The organism is Streptomyces auratus, from assembly GCF_050433025.1.
Classification (GTDB): Bacteria; Actinomycetota; Actinomycetes; order Streptomycetales; family Streptomycetaceae; genus Streptomyces; species Streptomyces sioyaensis.
In genome coordinates this window covers 1215645-1231632 of record NZ_JBNGCB010000003.1, presented here as the reverse complement: position 1 = coordinate 1231632, position 15988 = coordinate 1215645, and the positions used below count along the sequence as shown (strand labels likewise).

Sequence of the window (15988 nt, the reverse complement as noted above, 5' to 3'; positions counted from 1 at the left end):
AGTTGGAGGTCGTGCCGTGCGCTCCACCGCCCCGCTGATTCTGCTCGCCGCCGCCGTCGTGGCCGCCGGTACGCTCACCGCCTGCTCCAGCGGGCCGGCCGGCGACCGGAACACCGTCAAGGTCGCCTTCATCAAGGACACCAACAGCAAGGTCACCGTCCGGGACGACTATGTCCGCCTGGTGGCCCGGCAGTTCGAGAAGCGCCACCCGGGCAAGAAGGTCCGGCTGATTCCGATCCAGGCGTCGGAGAACGACTACTACACCAAGATCCAGCAGATGATGCGCTCCCCGCGGACCGCACCGGACCTGGTCTACGAGGACACCTTCCTGGTCAACTCCGATATCACGGCGGGGCTGTTGCGCCCGCTGGACGCGCAGCTGCGCGGCTGGAAGGAGTGGCGGCAGTTCGAGCCGGCCGCGAAGGCCGCGGCCCGGGGGCAGGACGGCCGCACGTACGGCGTCCCGGACGGGACGGACACCCGCGGGCTGTGGTTCAACAAGAAGATCTTCAAGAAGGCCGGGCTGCCGGCCGACTGGCGGCCCCGGACCTGGGACGAGGTGCTGGACGCGGCCCGCACGGTCAAGCGCAAGGTCCCCGGCGTGATCCCGCTGAACGTCTTCACCGGCAAGGGCGCGGGCGAGGCCGCCGTGATGCAGGGCTTCGAGATGCTGCTGTACGGCACCGGCGAGAACCAGCTCTACGACCCGGGAAGCAAGAAGTGGGTCACCGGCACCCGGGGCTTCCGCGACAGCCTGGCCTTCCTCGACACGGTCTACAAGGAGAAGCTCGGGCCCGACGTGTCCGATGCGCTCAGCCCCAACATCCAGACCAATGTGGCCGCCGAGCTGCTGCCCGAGGAGAAGCTCGCCATCGACCTCGACGGCTCGTGGCTGGGCCAGCAGTGGCAGAAGACGGGTGGCGGCAACCCCTGGCCCGCCTGGTCGGCCACGCTCGGCCAGACCCCGTTCCCCACCCAGCACGGCGCGCCGCCCGGAAAGGTCAGCCTGGCCGGCGGCTGGACCTGGTCGGTACCGCGGCAGGCCCGGCAGCCCGAGCTGGCCTGGCAGCTGATCGAGACCTTCCAGTCGCAGCAGAACGCCCTCGAATGGTGCGTACGGGGCGCCCAGATCGCGGTGCGCAAGGACGTCGCGGCCGATCCGCGCTACCGCACGTCCGTGCCCGGCATCGGCTTCTTCACCGGTCTGGTCCCGATCAGCCGGTACCGGCCCGCACTGCCCGACTACCCCAAGGTCGCCGCGGCGATCGGCGAGGCGATGGAGGCGGTCACCGCCGGGGACCTTGCACCGGACAAGGCTGCCAAGGACTACGACACGTCGCTGCGGTCGATCGTCGGCGGCCGGACCGTCGCGAAGCCGTGACCGCCGGCGCCGCCGCTTCCGCCGGGCCCGCCGGAACCCCAGCCGCCCCGCGGGCCCCGCGCCGCACCCCGGCCCGCACCCGTCTGCTGCGCTGGGCCCCGCTCGTCCCGGCCACCGTTCTGCTGCTGCTCTTCCTCGTCGGCCCCATCGCCTACTGCGTCGGCATCGCCTTCACCGACACCCAGCTGACCGGCCAGGAGTCCGCCTCCTTCGTCGGCCTGGCCAACTTCCGCCATGCGTTCGGCGACCCGGCGTTCCGCAACGCCGTGGTGCTGACGCTGGTGTTCACCGTGGTCTCCTCGATCCTCGGGCAGAACACCCTGGGTCTCGCGCTGGCCGCTCTGCTGCGCCGCGCCTCGCGGCCCGTACGGACCCTGACCGGGGCGCTGGTGATCACCGCCTGGGTGCTCCCGGAGATTGTCGCGGGCTTCTTGCTCTACACCTTCTTCGAGCGGCGCGGCACCCTCAACGCCCTGCTGGCGTGGCTCCATCTGCCCGCCCAGAACTGGCTGTTCACGCTGCCCATCCTCGCGGTGTCGTTCGCCAACGTCTGGCGCGGTACGGCCTTCTCGATGCTGATCTACTCCGCGGCGCTCGCCGGGATCCCCCCGGAGGTCAACGAGTCCGCCGAGGTCGACGGGGCGGGCGGGCTGCGGCGGCTGTGGCACATCACGCTGCCGATGATCCGCCGCTCGGTCGGTACCAATCTGATGCTCAACACCCTCCAGACGCTCTCCGTCTTCGGGCTGATCTGGGTGATGACACGAGGCGGTCCGGGGAACCGCAGCCAGACCCTGCCGGTGTTCATGTACGACCAGGCGTTCACGAAGTCGCTGATCGGCTACGGCACCGCGGTGGCGCTGCTGTTGCTGGTGGTGGGGGCGCTGTTCTCGGCCGTCTATCTGCGCCTGCTGCGCGAGGAGGTCTGAGCCGTGCCGCGCCCCCGCCGCCTCGCGCTGCGAGGCGTTCCGAGCCGGCGGACCCGCCACCGGCTGGCCGCCGACGCCGCACTGCTGGCCGTCGCGGTGGCGTTCGCGACGCCCCTGGCCTGGCTGGTGCTGTCGTCGCTGGACGCGCGGGCGACGCTGCGGGTGCGGCTGCCGAGGTCCCCGACGCTGGACAACTTCTCGGCGGTCTGGACCGACGAGATCACCTTCACCCCGATGCTCAACAGCCTGCTGATCTGCGGCGGGGCCACGCTGCTCACGGTGGTCTGTGCGGCGCTCGCCGCCTATCCGCTCTCCCGCTTCCGCGCGCGCTTCGCCCGTCCGTACCTGCTGACGATTCTGTTCTCCACCTGTCTGCCGATCACGGCGGTCATGGTCCCGGTCTACGGGCTGTTCGTGCGGGTCGATCTGATCGACACCCAATACGGCACCGCACTGTTCCTGGCCGCAGCCCAACTCCCGTTCGCCATCTGGCTGATGAAGAACTTCATGGACGGGGTGCCCCGGGCCCTGGAGGAGGCGGCGTGGACGGACGGCGCCTCCTGGCGGCAGACCCTGCTGCGGGTGATCCTGCCGCTGATGGGGCCCGGGTTCGGCGTCGTGGCGATCTACACCTTCATCATGATGTGGGGCAATTTCTTCGTCCCCTTCATGCTGCTGCTCTCCCCCGAACAACTCCCGGCCTCGGTCAGCATCTTCACCTTCTTCGGCAATTACGGCGCGATCGCCTTCGGTGAACTCGCGGCCTTCTCCGTCCTGTATTCGACGCCGGTCCTCGCCCTCTACCTCCTGATCTCCCGGCGGCTCGGCGGCGGCTTCGCGCTCGGCGGCGCGGTGAAGGGCTGAGGAACCCGGCGGCGCCGTGAAGGGCTGAGGGGCCCGGCGGCCGGACGCGCCCCTGGCCGGAACGGGAAACCGGCCGGCTGGTAGCTTCCTACGACTTTCCGGCTTGGTCATCCGCACCATAGGTGCCCCCGCCCACCGTCACCTACCGTGTGCCGGTGCATACGCAAGCCGGGGAGCCCCGCCGGCCACCCTTCGACGCCGAGGCCGCCCGCCGGCTCCGCGAGGCCCTCGGCATGACCCCCGCCCATGTCGCGTACGGCATCGCGGCCGCCTACGGCATGCCGCTGTCGCCCGCGACGGTGACGGCCTGGGAAGCGGGCGAGCGTGCCCCCTCGGAGGCCGAACTGACCGCGCTGGCCGGCGCCCTGTGGTGTGCGCCGGGCGAGCTGCTGGGCGCGCCGGGCACCCTGCACGAATACCGGCTGGCGCTCGGCCTCGCCGCCGCGGACCTCGCGCGGCGCATCGGCATGGACCCGGCCGGGTACGCGCGCCTGGAGGCCGGCGGCCTCTGGCGCGGCACCGAGCGGCAGGCCGCGGCGCTCGCCGAGGCGCTGGCGCTGCCGCTGCCCGCGCTGATCCGCTTCACCGGCCGGGACGCCCTGCTGACCGAGCTGCTGACCAGCGCCGCCACCACCCGCTGGCAGGCCTACGTCCGGCCGGTCGGCAAGGTGGTACCGCTGCCCCGGGCGCAGCTCCGGGAGGTGCTGCAGGACCTGCACGCCGACTACCAGGCGACCATGGCCGCTACGCTCCACTGGGGCGGCGGGGAGCGCGCCGAGGAGTCCGGCAGGGCCGGGCGCGCCTTTCTCGACGGCATCCTGACGGAATTCTGGGCACGGGCGGGCACCGACCACCCCTGAGGGCGGGCACCGCACACCCCTGAACTCGCCCGGCACCCCCGGGGTTTCCCGTCGGCCACAGGTCGGAGGGCCGTCCGTCCAGAGGATGACGCCGGGGGCAGCGATGGCACTTCCGGCCGGTCCGCCTTTCGGTCCCTGCGGGTGAAGACCGGGCTGACCTGCGCATTCGAGAATAAGGACGTCGAAACATCCGTCCTTTTTCCAGGAGTTCCCGTGTCCCACGCGGCCACCTCTCCGGGTTTCCCCGGTTCCCCCGCCTCCCCCCGCACCGCCGCCGTCGCCGCCTGCGCCACGGACCTGAGCAAGGTCTACGGCCAGGGGGAGACCCGCGTGGTCGCACTGGACTCCGTCTCCGTCGAGTTCGGCCGGGCCCGGTTCACGGCGATCATGGGCCCGTCCGGCTCCGGCAAGTCCACGCTCATGCACTGCATGGCCGGACTGGACCGGATCTCCTCGGGCTCGGCCCGGATCGGCGAGGTCGAGCTGGGGTCGCTGAACGACAAGCAGCTGACGCGGCTGCGCCGGGACAAGGTCGGCTTCATCTTCCAGGCGTTCAATCTGATGCCGACGCTCAGCGCGCTGGAGAACATCACGCTGCCGATGGACATCGCGGGCCGCAAGCCCGACCGGGAGTGGCTCGACGCGGTGATCGACACCGTCGGCCTCTCGGGGCGGCTCGCCCACCGGCCGTCGCAGCTCTCCGGCGGACAACAGCAGCGGGTCGCGGTCGCCCGGGCACTGGCCGCCCAGCCGGAGATCATCTTCGCGGACGAGCCGACCGGCAACCTCGACTCCCGCTCCGGCGCCGAAGTGCTGGGCTTCCTGCGGGAGTCGGTGCGGGCGGCGAACCAGACGGTGGTGATGGTCACCCATGACCCGGTCGCCGCCGCGTACGCGGACCGGGTGGTCTTCCTCGCGGACGGCCGGATCGTCGAGGAGCTCCACGAGCCGACCGCGGACGCCGTCCTGGACCGGATGCGGCTGTTCGACTCCAAGGGCCGTACGAGCTGACCCCGGCGCCCCCTCCGCGCCCCTGGGGCGCCGCCCTTCACCTCCAGCAACCGGACCAGGACCCACCATGCTGCGTACAGCCCTGCGCAATGTCCTTGCGCACAAAGCCCGATTGATGATGACCGCGCTCGCGGTGCTGCTCGGCGTCGCCTTCGTCGCCGGCACGCTCATCTTCAGCGACACCGTCGGCGAAGCCGTCAAGAACGCCTCCGCCCGGAACCTCAAGGACGTGGCCGTCTCCGTCCAGGCCGCCGACAGGGAGTCCGACGCCCCCTCGTCCGCCGTCCCGGGGAAGGACGGCAAGCGGGCCACCGCCCTCGACGACAAGCTCGCGGACCGGATCCGGGCGCTGCCCGGCGTGGCGTCCGTACGGGCGAACGTCACCGGGCAGGCGACCCTCGCCGGGACCGACGACCAGCCGATCGGCAACGGCTGGCAGAACCTCGCCGCCAACTACCAGCCGGGCAAGGACGGCAAGGACAGCCGCTACCCGCTGGTGCAGGGCCGCGGCCCGGCCAACGGCGGCGAGATAGCGCTGGCCGAGACGACCGCGAAGGCGGCCGGCTATGCGCTCGGCGACACCGTGCGGTTCGCCACCGACGGGCCGGTGCTGAAGAAGAAGCTGGTCGGCATCGTGGCGACCGATGACCCGCAGGTGACCGCGGGCGGCAGCCTGGCGCTGTTCGACACCGCCACCGCGCAGAAGCTGTTCCTGCACGCCGGACAGTTCGACGAGCTGATCGTGGCGGCCGCGCCCGGCACCGACCAGAAGGCACTGACCGCCAAGGTGCGCGAGGTGCTGCCGGCGAAGCGGGCCGTGGCGACCAGCGGCAGCGACCTCGCCGCCGAACAGTCCCGGATGATCGCCGAGTCGAACAGCGCCATGAGCAAGACCCTGCTGACCTTCGCCGGCATCGCGCTGTTCGTCGGCATCTTCATCATCGCCAACACCTTCACCATGCTGATCTCCCAGCGCACCCGCGAGATCGCGCTGCTGCGCGCGGTCGGCGCCGCGCGCCGGCAGGTCGTCCGCTCGGTGCTCGCCGAGGCGGCGCTGCTGGGGCTGATCTCCTCGGTCGTGGGCTTCGCGCTGGGCACCGGGATCGCGGTGGGGCTGCGGGCGGTGCTGGACGCCAACGGCGCGGGCTTCCCGGACGGGCCGCTCGTCATCAGCCCGGCCGCGGTGCTCTGCGCGCTGGGCGTGGGCGTCGTGGTGACCGTACTGGCCGCCTGGCTGCCGTCCCGCAAGGCGGCGAAGATCGCGCCGGTGGAGGCGCTCAGCAGCGTCGAGGCGCCGCCGAAGCTGCGCAGCCTGCTCCTCCGCAATGTCATCGGTTCGGTGGTCACCGCGCTGGGCGTCGCGGTGATGCTCTACGTCTCCACCCTCAAGTCCGGGGACGATCTGCCGACCGCGATGCTCGGCTCGGCGGTGACCCTGGTCGGCGTGATCATCCTGGCGCCGCTGCTGTCCCGTCCGCTGGTGTCGCTGGCCGGTCTGGTCACCACCCGGTTGTTCGGCATCGGCGGCAAGCTGGCCAAGGAGAACGCGCTGCGCAACCCGCGCCGTACGGCGGCGACCGCGTCGGCGCTGATGATCGGCCTCACCCTGATCACCGGGATGACGGTCGTCGGGCACTCGGCGCAGATCGGCATGGACAAGATGGCGGCCACCGAGACGACGGCCGACTACCAGATCGAGACCACGACCTACACCGGTCTGGATCCCGAGCTGTCGAAGAAGGTGGCGAAGCTCCCGGGCGTCGAGGCGATGGCTCCGCTGCGCAGCACCGGCTATACGGTCGGGGAGGGCTTCGGCTCCCTCACCGGCACCGACCTCGCGCAGATCGGCAAGCTCACCCGTCTGACGTTCACCCAGGGCTCGCTGGACGCGGTCCGGGCGTCCGGCGGTATCGCCGTCTCGCAGGCGGAGGCCAAGCTCCGCGGCTGGCGGGTCGGTGACACGGTGAGCCTGAAGTTCGACGACAAGAAGACAGCGCGGGTGAAGGTCGCCGCCGTCTACAAGGACAACGAGACGTTCCGCGACGCGCTGGCCGACGTGTCCCTGGTCGACCCGCACATGACCCAGGTCAAGAACGACAAGCTGCTGGTGAAGGCCGGCGGCGGCTCCCCGGCGCTGGCCAAGGACATCCGGCACGCGCTCGGCGACAGCCCGCTGCTGAAGGTCCAGAGCCACGAGGACCTGCGCAAGGAGAACGCCGGGCAGATCGACACCATCGTGAACATGGTCTACGGGCTGCTGGGCATGGCCGTGATCATCGCGGTGGTCGGTGTCGTCAACACCCTGGCGATGTCGGTGTTCGAGCGGACCCGGGAGATCGGGATGCTGCGGGCGATCGGCCTGGCGCGCAGCGGTATCAAGCAGATGGTGCGGCTGGAGTCGGTGGTCATCTCGCTGTTCGGCGCGGTGCTCGGCATCGGGCTGGGAATCTTCCTGGCCTGGGCCGGCGGCAGCCTGGTCGGCTCGTCGTTCCCGACGTACGAGATGGTGCTGCCCTGGGGCCGGATCGGGCTGTTCCTGCTGATCGCGCTGGTCGTGGGGGTGCTGGCGGCGCTGTGGCCGGCCCGCCGGGCGGCGCGGCTGAACATGCTGGAGGCCATCGGCGCGGAGTGACCGCCCGTGCCGACGGCGGCGCGCCTCCCCTCAACCAGGGGGAGGCGCGCCGCCGTTGACGTATGCAGGGAGGGGGCTCGCGCGGCTCAGAAGACCGACTCGGCCTCGTCCATCCGCCACTCGGGCACCGTCTTGAGCTCGGTGACCGCCTCGGCCAGCGGCACCATCTGGATGTCGGTGCCGCGCAGCGCGGTCATCCGGCCGAAGTCGCCGCGGTGCGCGGCCTCGACGGCGTGCCAGCCGAAGCGGGTGGCGAGCACCCGGTCGTAGGCGGTGGGGGTACCGCCGCGCTGGACATGGCCGAGAATGACCGGCCGGGCCTCCTTGCCGAGGCGCCTTTCCAGCTCGTGGGCGAGCGCGTTGCCGATGCCGGAGAACCGCTCGTGGCCGTACTGGTCGATGGCGCCCTTCTTGTAGTCCATGCTGCCGGGGGCCGGGTGCGCCCCCTCGGCGACACAGACCACGGCGAACTTCTTGCCCCGGGCGAAGCGCTCCTCGACCATCGTGACCAGGTCGTTGACCTCGAAGCCGCGCTCGGGGAGGCAGATGCCGTGGGCGCCGCCGGCCATGCCGGACTCCAGCGCGATCCAGCCCGCGTGCCGGCCCATCACCTCGACGACCATGACCCGCTGGTGCGACTCCGCGGTGGTCTTGAGGCGGTCGATGGCCTCGGTCGCGACGCCGACGGCGGTGTCGAAGCCGAAGGTGCGGTCGGTGGAGGAGATGTCGTTGTCGATGGTCTTGGGGACGCCGACGACCGGGAGGCCGGCGTCCGACAGCATCCGGGCGGCGGTCAGCGTGCCCTCGCCGCCGATCGGGATGAGGACGTCGATGCCGTAGTCCTTGGAGTGGTCCTTGGCGTCCTCACAGGCCTGCTGGAGCCGGGCGCGCTCCAGCCGGGAGGAGCCGAGGATGGTGCCGCCGCGGGCGAGGATGCCGCTGACCGCTTCGAGGTCGAGCTTGCGGAAGCGGCCGTCGAGCAGGCCCGAGAAGCCGTCCTCGAAGCCGATGACCTCGTCGCCGTGCCCGGTGAGGGCGCGGTGGACCACCGACCGGATCACAGCGTTCAGGCCGGGGCAGTCGCCGCCTGCGGTGAGGACTCCGATACGCATCGTGCTGTGTCTCCTGTGCTCGCTGTCGGTTCCGTGTGAGCCGGTCCGATTGTTTCACGGGAGGCCCGCTCCTCCCCGCCCACCGGCCCTCACCCCTACTGTTCCTGCACGGGCTGCACAAGGGAAACTGGGAGAGCGGCCTAGCCACATGCGCAGGTATTGTCAAGAGGGGCATGCCCACCATAACGGCCAATTTTTGCCTTGCGAGCAACGGAAAAGGATCGGAGAGCACGCGTGACGCGCAGCGTGTACGTGACCGGGATCGACCGCGGCGACGGCCGCCAGGTCATCGAGCTGGGAGTCATGGAGCTCCTGACCCGCCATGTCGACCGGGTGGGCGTCTTCCGTCCGCTGGTCCATGACGACGGTCCGGACCGGCTCTTCGACCTGCTGCGGGCGCGCTACCGGCTCACTCAGCCCGCCGACACCGTCCACGGCATCGGTTACGAGGAGGCCGCCGCCCTCCAGGCCGAGCGCGGCACCGACGAGCTGGTCTCCCGGCTCGTCGACCGCTTCCACGCCGTGGCCAGGGACTACGAGTACGTCCTGGTCCTCGGCTCGGACTACGCGGCCACCAGCCTCCCCGACGAGCTGAACCTCAACGCGCGCCTGGCCAACGAATTCGGTGCCGCCGTGCTGGCCGTCGTCGGCGGTCAGGGCCAGGAGGCCGAGTCGGTGCGCGCCGAGGCCCACAACGCCTACCGCGCCTACCACTCGCTGGGCTGCGACGTCGTGGCCGTGGTCGTCAACCGGGTGGCGCCCGAGCACCGCGCGGCCGTCGTCGAGCGGCTCGCCGCCCGCCTCCCGGTGCCCTGCTACGCCCTCCCCGAGGACGGCTCGCTCTCCGCGCCGACCGTCGGCCAGATCGTGCACACTCTCGGCGCCGAGGTGCTGCTCGGCGACGACTCGGGGCTCGCCCGGGACGCCCGGGACTTCGTCTTCGGCGGCGCCATGCTGCCGACCTTCCTCAAGGCGCTCACGCCCGGCTGCCTGGTGGTGACCCCCGGGGACCGGGCGGACCTGGTCATCGGCTCGCTCGCCGCGCACAGCGCCGGTGCCCCGCCGATCGCCGGTGTGCTGCTCACCCTCGACGAGCGGCCCGGCCCGGACATCATGGCGCTGGCGGGCCGGCTCGCCCCCGGCACCCCGGTCGTCTCCGTACCCGGCGGATCGTTCCCGACCGCCGGCGAGCTGTTCGCGATCGAGGGCAAGCTGAACGCCGCCTCGCCGCGCAAGGCGGAGACCGCGCTCGGCCTGTTCGAGCGGCATGTGGACACCGTGGAGCTGACGAACCGGATCTCCGTCGCCCGCTCCGGCCGGGTGACGCCGATGATGTTCGAGCACGAGCTGATCGAGCGCTCCCGCTCCGGCCGCCGCCGGGTCGTCCTCCCCGAGGGCAGCGAGGAGCGGGTGCTGCGCGCCGCCGATGTGCTGCTGCGCCGCGACGTCTGCGCGCTGACCCTGCTGGGCGACGAGGAGGCCATCCGCAAGCGCGCCGCCGACCTGGCCATCGACCTGGCAGACGCCCAGATCATCGATCCGCAGACCTCCGCGCTGCGCGAGCGGTTCGCCGAGCGCTACGCCGCGCTGCGCGCCCACAAGGGCGTCAGCGTCGAGCTGGCCTACGACGTGGTCGCGGACGTCTCCTACTTCGGCACGCTGATGGTCCAGGAGGGCCTGGCCGACGGCATGGTCTCCGGTGCGGTGCACTCCACCGCCGCCACCATCCGCCCCGCCTTCGAGATCATCAAGACCAGGCCGAACGCCCAGATCGTCTCCTCGGTCTTCTTCATGTGCCTGGCCGACCGGGTGCTGGTCTACGGCGACTGCGCGGTCAACCCGGACCCGGACGCCGAGCAGCTGGCGGACATCGCGATCCAGTCGGCCACCACCGCCGCCCAGTTCGGCGTCGAGCCGCGGATCGCGATGCTGTCGTACTCCACCGGCACCTCCGGCTCCGGCGCCGACGTCGACAAGGTCCGCAAGGCCACCGAGCTCGTCCGCGCGCTGCGCCCCGATCTGCTGGTCGAGGGCCCGATCCAGTACGACGCGGCGGTGGACGCGGCGGTCGCGCAGACCAAGCTGCCCGAGTCCGATGTCGCCGGCAAGGCCACCGTGCTGATCTTCCCGGACCTCAACACCGGCAACAACACCTACAAGGCCGTGCAGCGCTCGGCCGGTGCGGTCGCCGTCGGCCCGGTCCTGCAGGGTCTGCGCAAGCCGGTCAACGACCTCTCGCGCGGGGCTCTGGTGCAGGACATCGTCAACACCGTGGCCATCACCGCCATCCAGGCGCAGGGCGAGCGGCCCGGCGCTCTGGTCCAGGACACCGTCAACACCGTGGCCATCACCGCCATCGACGCGCAGGGCGAGCGGCCCGGCGCCGGCCCCGCCGCCTGACCGCGGCCCCCTCCGCCCGACCCCTCCCTCCCCCTCTCGGAGAGCGCTCCATGACTGCCACCGCCACCCGCGTACTCGTCCTCAACTCCGGCTCCTCGTCGCTGAAGTACCAGCTGCTCGACATGCGCGACGCCTCCCGGCTCGCCGTCGGCCTCGTCGAGCGGATCGGCGAAGAGACCTCGCGTCTGGTGCACACCCCGCTGGCCACCGGCGGCGCGAAGCGCGAGACCGAGGGCGCGATGGCCGACCACGACGCCGCGCTGAAGGCCGTCGCCGCGGAGCTGGCCGCCGACGGGCTCGGCCTCGACTCCCCGCAGCTGGCCGCGATCGGGCACCGGGTGGTGCACGGCGGGCTGAAGTTCACCGAACCGACCGTGATCGACGACGCGGTGCTGACGGAGATCGAGCGGCTGGTGCCGGTGGCGCCGCTGCACAACCCGGCCAACATCACCGGCATCCGGACCGCTCGGGCGCTGCGCCCCGATCTGCCGCAGGTCGCGGTCTTCGACACCGCCTTCCACACCACGATGCCGGAGCACGCGGCCCGTTACGCCATCGACGTGGCGACCGCCGACGCCCACCGCATCCGCCGCTACGGCTTCCACGGCACCTCGCACGCCTACGTCTCCCGCAAGACCGCGGCGCTGCTGGGCAAGGACCCCTCCGAGGTCAATGTCATCGTGCTGCACCTGGGCAACGGCGCCTCCGCCTCGGCGGTGGCCGGCGGCCGCTGCGTGGACACCTCCATGGGCCTGACCCCGCTGGAGGGCCTGGTCATGGGCACCCGCTCCGGTGACATCGACCCGGCGGTGACCTTCCACCTCAAGCGGGTGGCCGGGATGTCGGAGGACGAGGTCGACGAGCTGCTCAACAAGAAGAGCGGGCTGATCGGGCTGTGCGGCGACAACGACATGCGGGAGATCCGGCGCCGGATCGACGCCGGCGGCGAGGACGGGGCGCGCGCCCAGCTCGCCTTCGACATCTACATCCACCGGCTGAAGAAGTACCTCGGCGCCTACACCGCGGTGCTCGGCCGGGTCGACGCGGTGGCCTTCACCGCGGGCGTCGGCGAGAACGCCGCCCCGGTGCGCGAGGCCGCGATCGCCGGCCTGGCTCAGATGGGCATGGCGGTGGACGCGGACCGCAATGCCGTACGGTCCGACGAGCCCCGGCTGATCTCGCCCGAGGACTCCCGGGTCGCGGTCGCCGTGGTGCCCACCGATGAGGAACTGGAGATCGCCCAGCAGACATACGCCCTGGTCAGTGCCTAGGACTCGGTGTTTCGGCCGACCGATAAATTCCGCTCCTAAACAAACCGATAGGATTCCGCTCATGCGCCGTTCCAAAATCGTCTGCACCCTGGGCCCCGCCGTCGACTCCTACGAGAAGCTGAAGACGCTGATCGAGGCCGGCATGAACGTGGCCCGTTTCAATATGAGCCACGGGACCCAGCCGGAGCACGAGGAGCGGTATCACCGCCTCCGAAAGGCCTGCGAGGAGACCGGCCGCGCGGTCGGCGTGCTGGCCGACCTCCAGGGCCCCAAGATCCGCCTGGAAACCTTCGCCGACGGCCCCGTGGAGCTGGTGCGCGGGGACGAGTTCGTCATCACCACCGAGGACGTCCCCGGCGACAAGACCATCTGCGGCACGACCTACAAGGGCCTGCCCGGCGATGTGTCCAAGGGCGACCCGATCCTGATCAACGACGGCAATGTCGCGCTCCAGGTCATCGAGGTCGACGGCCCGCGGGTGCGGACCATCGTCATCGAGGGCGGGGTCATCTCCGACCACAAGGGCATCAACCTCCCCGGTGCCGCGGTGAACGTCCCCGCGCTGTCCCAGAAGGACATCGAGGACCTGAAGTTCGCCCTGAACATGGGCTGCGACATGGTCGCGCTGTCCTTCGTCCGGGACGCCAAGGACGTCCAGGACGTGCACCGCGTCATGGACGAGGTCGGCCGCCGGGTCCCGGTCATCGCCAAGGTGGAGAAGCCGCAGGCGGTGGCCAACATGGAGGAGGTCGTGATGGCGTTCGACGCCGTCATGGTCGCCCGTGGTGACCTGGCGGTGGAGTACCCGCTGGAGAAGGTCCCGATGGTGCAGAAGCGGCTGATCGAGCTGTGCCGCCGCAACGCCAAGCCGGTGATCGTGGCGACCCAGATGATGGAGTCGATGATCACCAACTCCCGGCCGACCCGCGCCGAGGCCTCCGACGTCGCCAACGCCATCCTCGACGGCGCCGACGCGGTGATGCTCTCCGCGGAGTCCTCGGTCGGCCAGTACCCCATCGAGACCGTCAAGACGATGTCGAAGATCGTCGAGGCGGCCGAGGAGGAGCTGCTCTCCAAGGGCCTGCAGCCGCTGGTGCCCGGCAAGAAGCCGCGGACGCAGGGCGGTGCCGTGGCCCGTGCGGCCTGCGAGATGGCCGACTTCCTCGACGGCAAGGCGCTGGTGGCCTTCACCAAGTCCGGTGACACCGCCCGCCGGCTCTCCCGCTACCGCGCCGCCCAGCCGATCCTGGCCTTCACCACGGACGCCACCACCCGCAACCAGCTCACGCTGAGCTGGGGCGTCGACAGCTTCGTCGTGCAGCACGTCGACAACACCGACGCGATGGTCGACCTGGTGGACGCCGAGCTGCTCAAGCTCCAGCTCTACAGCAAGGGCGACACCATGCTGATCACCGCCGGTTCGCCCCCCGGCGTTCCCGGCACCACCAACATGGTCCGGGTGCACCACCTCGGCGGCCAGCAGGCCTGAGCCCGGCACGCGAAACGGCGGTGGGCCGCCCCCTGGGGGAAGGGGGCGGCCCACCGCCGTTTTCTGCGGCTCCCGAACGGGTCGGGTGGCCCGGGGCGTTCCTCAGCCGGTCATGAACTGGTGCAGACCCGGGACGTGGAGGTTGCCGCCGAACTGGCCCGCCTGATCGATCTTCACCTTGGTGAAGTAGGCGAACGGGACGTTGAGCGGCGGCGGGTGCTCGGGGTCGAAGACGATCGGGATCAACCCGAAGAGGTTGCCCTGCAGCCGCTCGGTGTACATGGTCACCTTGCCGCCGCGGATCGTGGACGTGGACCCCTGGGACGCCTGTACGTGGTACTTCTTGCCGGACGCCTTGTCGTCGACGGTCTGATGCAGATCACCGATGTCGACGGTGTCGGCGGTGAACTTCAGGGCCTGCTTGGTGTGGCCGTTCTGCGTCTGGACGTTGACGACGCCTTCGTAGTTCAGACCGCGCAGGGTGAGCGCGCTGGACTCCAGGTGCCAGGGGTCGTCGGGCAGGGTGACGGGGGTCTGCTCGTCCTTGCCCTTCTGCTTGTTCTCGACGACGCAGGGGAAGGACTTCTTGCCGCTGGAGTCCTTGCCGTCGAGGCCGCCGCCGGGCAGGGCGTTGTCCGCCGCGCCCACGGCGCCGTGGACGGTGTCGTTGACCGTCTTCGAGCCGTTCTTGAGGCTGTCACCGGCCTTGCCGGCGCCGTCCTTGAGGCCGTCGACCGTGTCCGTGACCGGCTTGGTGGCCTTGTCCACGGCGGACCCCGAGTCGCTGGACCCGGCGTCCTTGGAGGCCGACGGCGAGGGGCTCGGCGTGGCCGACGCGGACGTCGAAGGGCTCGGCGAGGCGGCGGAGTCGGCGGACTTGTCGCCGCCCAGCAGACCGCCGAGCGCATCGCCGATGCCGCCGAGCACCCCGCCGTCGCCCTTCGTGCTCTCGGAGGGCGAGGGCGACGGGGTCGCCGAGCCCGAGGGCTCGCTGCTCTCCTTGGAGGCGGACGGCTCGGGCGCGGGCTTGCTCGCCGCGTCCTTGCCGGCCGACGTCGAGGGCGAGGCGGACGGCTCGGCACTGGGCTTGTCGGACGGCTTGGTGCCGCCCTTCGTGCCCGTGTCGTCCTTCGCACCGTCCTTGGCCTTGGCGTCCTTCTGGCCGGCCTTGTCCGGTGCGGTGACACAAGGACCGTCCTTGAAGGGGCTCTTGGGCGCCGGCTTTGCTATCGCCATCTGGGGCGTCAGCCCCATACCCATGAGCACCGCGGACGGCATGGCGGCGATGGCTATCGCCTTGCCCGCGGGCACGTGGAGCCGCGTCAGCAAGGGCTTCCTGGGGGCCGCGTGTCGCGGCCCGCCTCTCGCCCCGGCAGCTGCGCGCTCCTCGTGCAGCTCGTCACCCGGCACAGTGCCTCCCGTTCGTTCCGTTGGTCGGGCTGGTTCCTGACAGGTCGTCCAGCCCCTTGCCCAACCCGGGACCGGCGGCCGGCGCGGGGTGCGTGGCGACCACGGGTCCGGCAACCGTCCTGGCGGCCGGATCGTCGTCGTCCTCGCTTCGAGCGGCCTTGCCCGGCGCCCAGGAGACACCCAGCGCACCGCCGATCAGCCCCAGAAGGAAGCCGATCAGAAAGGCGCCGAAGTTCGAGACGACCAGGGAGACCAGGGAGAGCAGAATCGCCGCCACACCCGCAAAGACGCGGGAAGCCGGCTGAAACCACATGGTGAGACCGAGCACGACCAGCAGTACGCCGATGATCAGCGAGCCGGCGCCGGCGGTGGTCGCCATGCGGACGGTCAGGGAACCGATCGTGAGATTCGCGTAAGGGATGTACATGATCGGGAGGCCGGCCAGCAGGGTCAGGAATCCGCCCCAGTACGGGCGGTGCCCGCGCCACTCCCGGAACGAAAGCCGCTTGCGGCCGATGGTCTCGATCAGCCGTGGTCGCGTTTCGGCGCTCATGTCGTACAGCTCCTCGGGACTGGCAAATCGGTGGTTCTGTGCAGGAGTGTTCTACTTGGCACTACCCGGCGTACGG

12 protein-coding genes are annotated in these 15988 nt (G+C 70.9%); 9 read left to right on the top strand and 3 right to left on the bottom strand.

Going from position 1 to position 15988, the window contains the following annotated elements; genetic code table 11:
- Positions 1-16 precede the first annotated feature (16 nt).
- From BKA18_RS25160 to BKA18_RS25135, 6 genes are all read left to right on the top strand, one after another.
- Positions 17-1381 (top strand): extracellular solute-binding protein, encoded by a 1365-nt coding sequence (locus BKA18_RS25160; RefSeq protein WP_366045472.1) that lies wholly within the window; start codon positions 17-19, stop codon positions 1379-1381.
- Positions 1378-2310 carry a carbohydrate ABC transporter permease gene (locus BKA18_RS25155; RefSeq protein ID WP_366045473.1) on the top strand — a complete coding sequence of 311 codons (933 nt, stop codon included), beginning with the start codon at positions 1378-1380 and terminating at the stop codon, positions 2308-2310. Before BKA18_RS25160 ends, BKA18_RS25155 begins: the two co-directional genes overlap by 4 nt.
- Positions 2311-2313: 3 nt before the next feature.
- Positions 2314-3174 carry a carbohydrate ABC transporter permease gene (locus BKA18_RS25150; RefSeq protein ID WP_366045474.1) on the top strand — a complete coding sequence of 287 codons (861 nt, stop codon included), beginning with the start codon at positions 2314-2316 and terminating at the stop codon, positions 3172-3174.
- 149 nt (positions 3175-3323) lie between these two features.
- A complete protein-coding gene (locus tag BKA18_RS25145) occupies positions 3324-4034 on the top strand; it encodes a helix-turn-helix domain-containing protein (RefSeq protein WP_366045618.1) in 711 nt (236 codons plus the stop codon).
- Positions 4035-4247: 213 nt separating this feature from the next.
- Complete coding sequence (locus BKA18_RS25140; RefSeq protein WP_366045475.1) at positions 4248-5045, top strand: ABC transporter ATP-binding protein; 798 nt, start codon at positions 4248-4250, stop codon at positions 5043-5045.
- Between the two features lie 67 nt (positions 5046-5112).
- Positions 5113-7677: an ABC transporter permease gene (locus BKA18_RS25135; RefSeq protein WP_366045476.1), complete on the top strand. Its 2565-nt coding sequence runs from the start codon at positions 5113-5115 to the stop codon at positions 7675-7677.
- 86 nt (positions 7678-7763) lie between these two features.
- Here BKA18_RS25135 and BKA18_RS25130 read toward each other — a convergent pair whose 3' ends face one another.
- The gene (locus tag BKA18_RS25130) at positions 7764-8789 is read right to left on the bottom strand and encodes an ATP-dependent 6-phosphofructokinase (protein WP_366045477.1); all 1026 of its coding nucleotides are present in this window, start codon (positions 8787-8789) and stop codon (positions 7764-7766) included.
- 234 nt (positions 8790-9023) lie between these two features.
- Here BKA18_RS25130 and pta point away from each other — a divergent pair, with 234 nt between their 5' ends.
- The 3 genes from pta (at position 9024) to pyk (ending at position 13949) form a co-directional block, all read left to right on the top strand.
- Positions 9024-11189 carry a phosphate acetyltransferase gene (gene pta, locus BKA18_RS25125; protein ID WP_366045478.1) on the top strand — a complete coding sequence of 722 codons (2166 nt, stop codon included), beginning with the start codon at positions 9024-9026 and terminating at the stop codon, positions 11187-11189.
- A gap of 50 nt (positions 11190-11239) precedes the next feature.
- Positions 11240-12460 carry an acetate kinase gene (locus BKA18_RS25120; protein ID WP_366045479.1) on the top strand — a complete coding sequence of 407 codons (1221 nt, stop codon included), beginning with the start codon at positions 11240-11242 and terminating at the stop codon, positions 12458-12460.
- A gap of 61 nt (positions 12461-12521) precedes the next feature.
- The gene (pyk, locus tag BKA18_RS25115; RefSeq protein ID WP_006603035.1) at positions 12522-13949 is read left to right on the top strand and encodes a pyruvate kinase; all 1428 of its coding nucleotides are present in this window, start codon (positions 12522-12524) and stop codon (positions 13947-13949) included.
- Between the two features lie 102 nt (positions 13950-14051).
- Here pyk and BKA18_RS25110 read toward each other — a convergent pair whose 3' ends face one another.
- Positions 14052-15278, bottom strand: coding sequence for a hypothetical protein (locus tag BKA18_RS25110; RefSeq protein WP_366045480.1), 1227 nt, complete (start codon positions 15276-15278; stop codon positions 14052-14054).
- A 70-nt stretch (positions 15279-15348) separates the two neighbouring features.
- The gene (locus tag BKA18_RS25105) at positions 15349-15912 is read right to left on the bottom strand and encodes a DUF6114 domain-containing protein (protein ID WP_366045481.1); all 564 of its coding nucleotides are present in this window, start codon (positions 15910-15912) and stop codon (positions 15349-15351) included.
- Between the last annotated feature and the right edge of the window lie 76 nt (positions 15913-15988).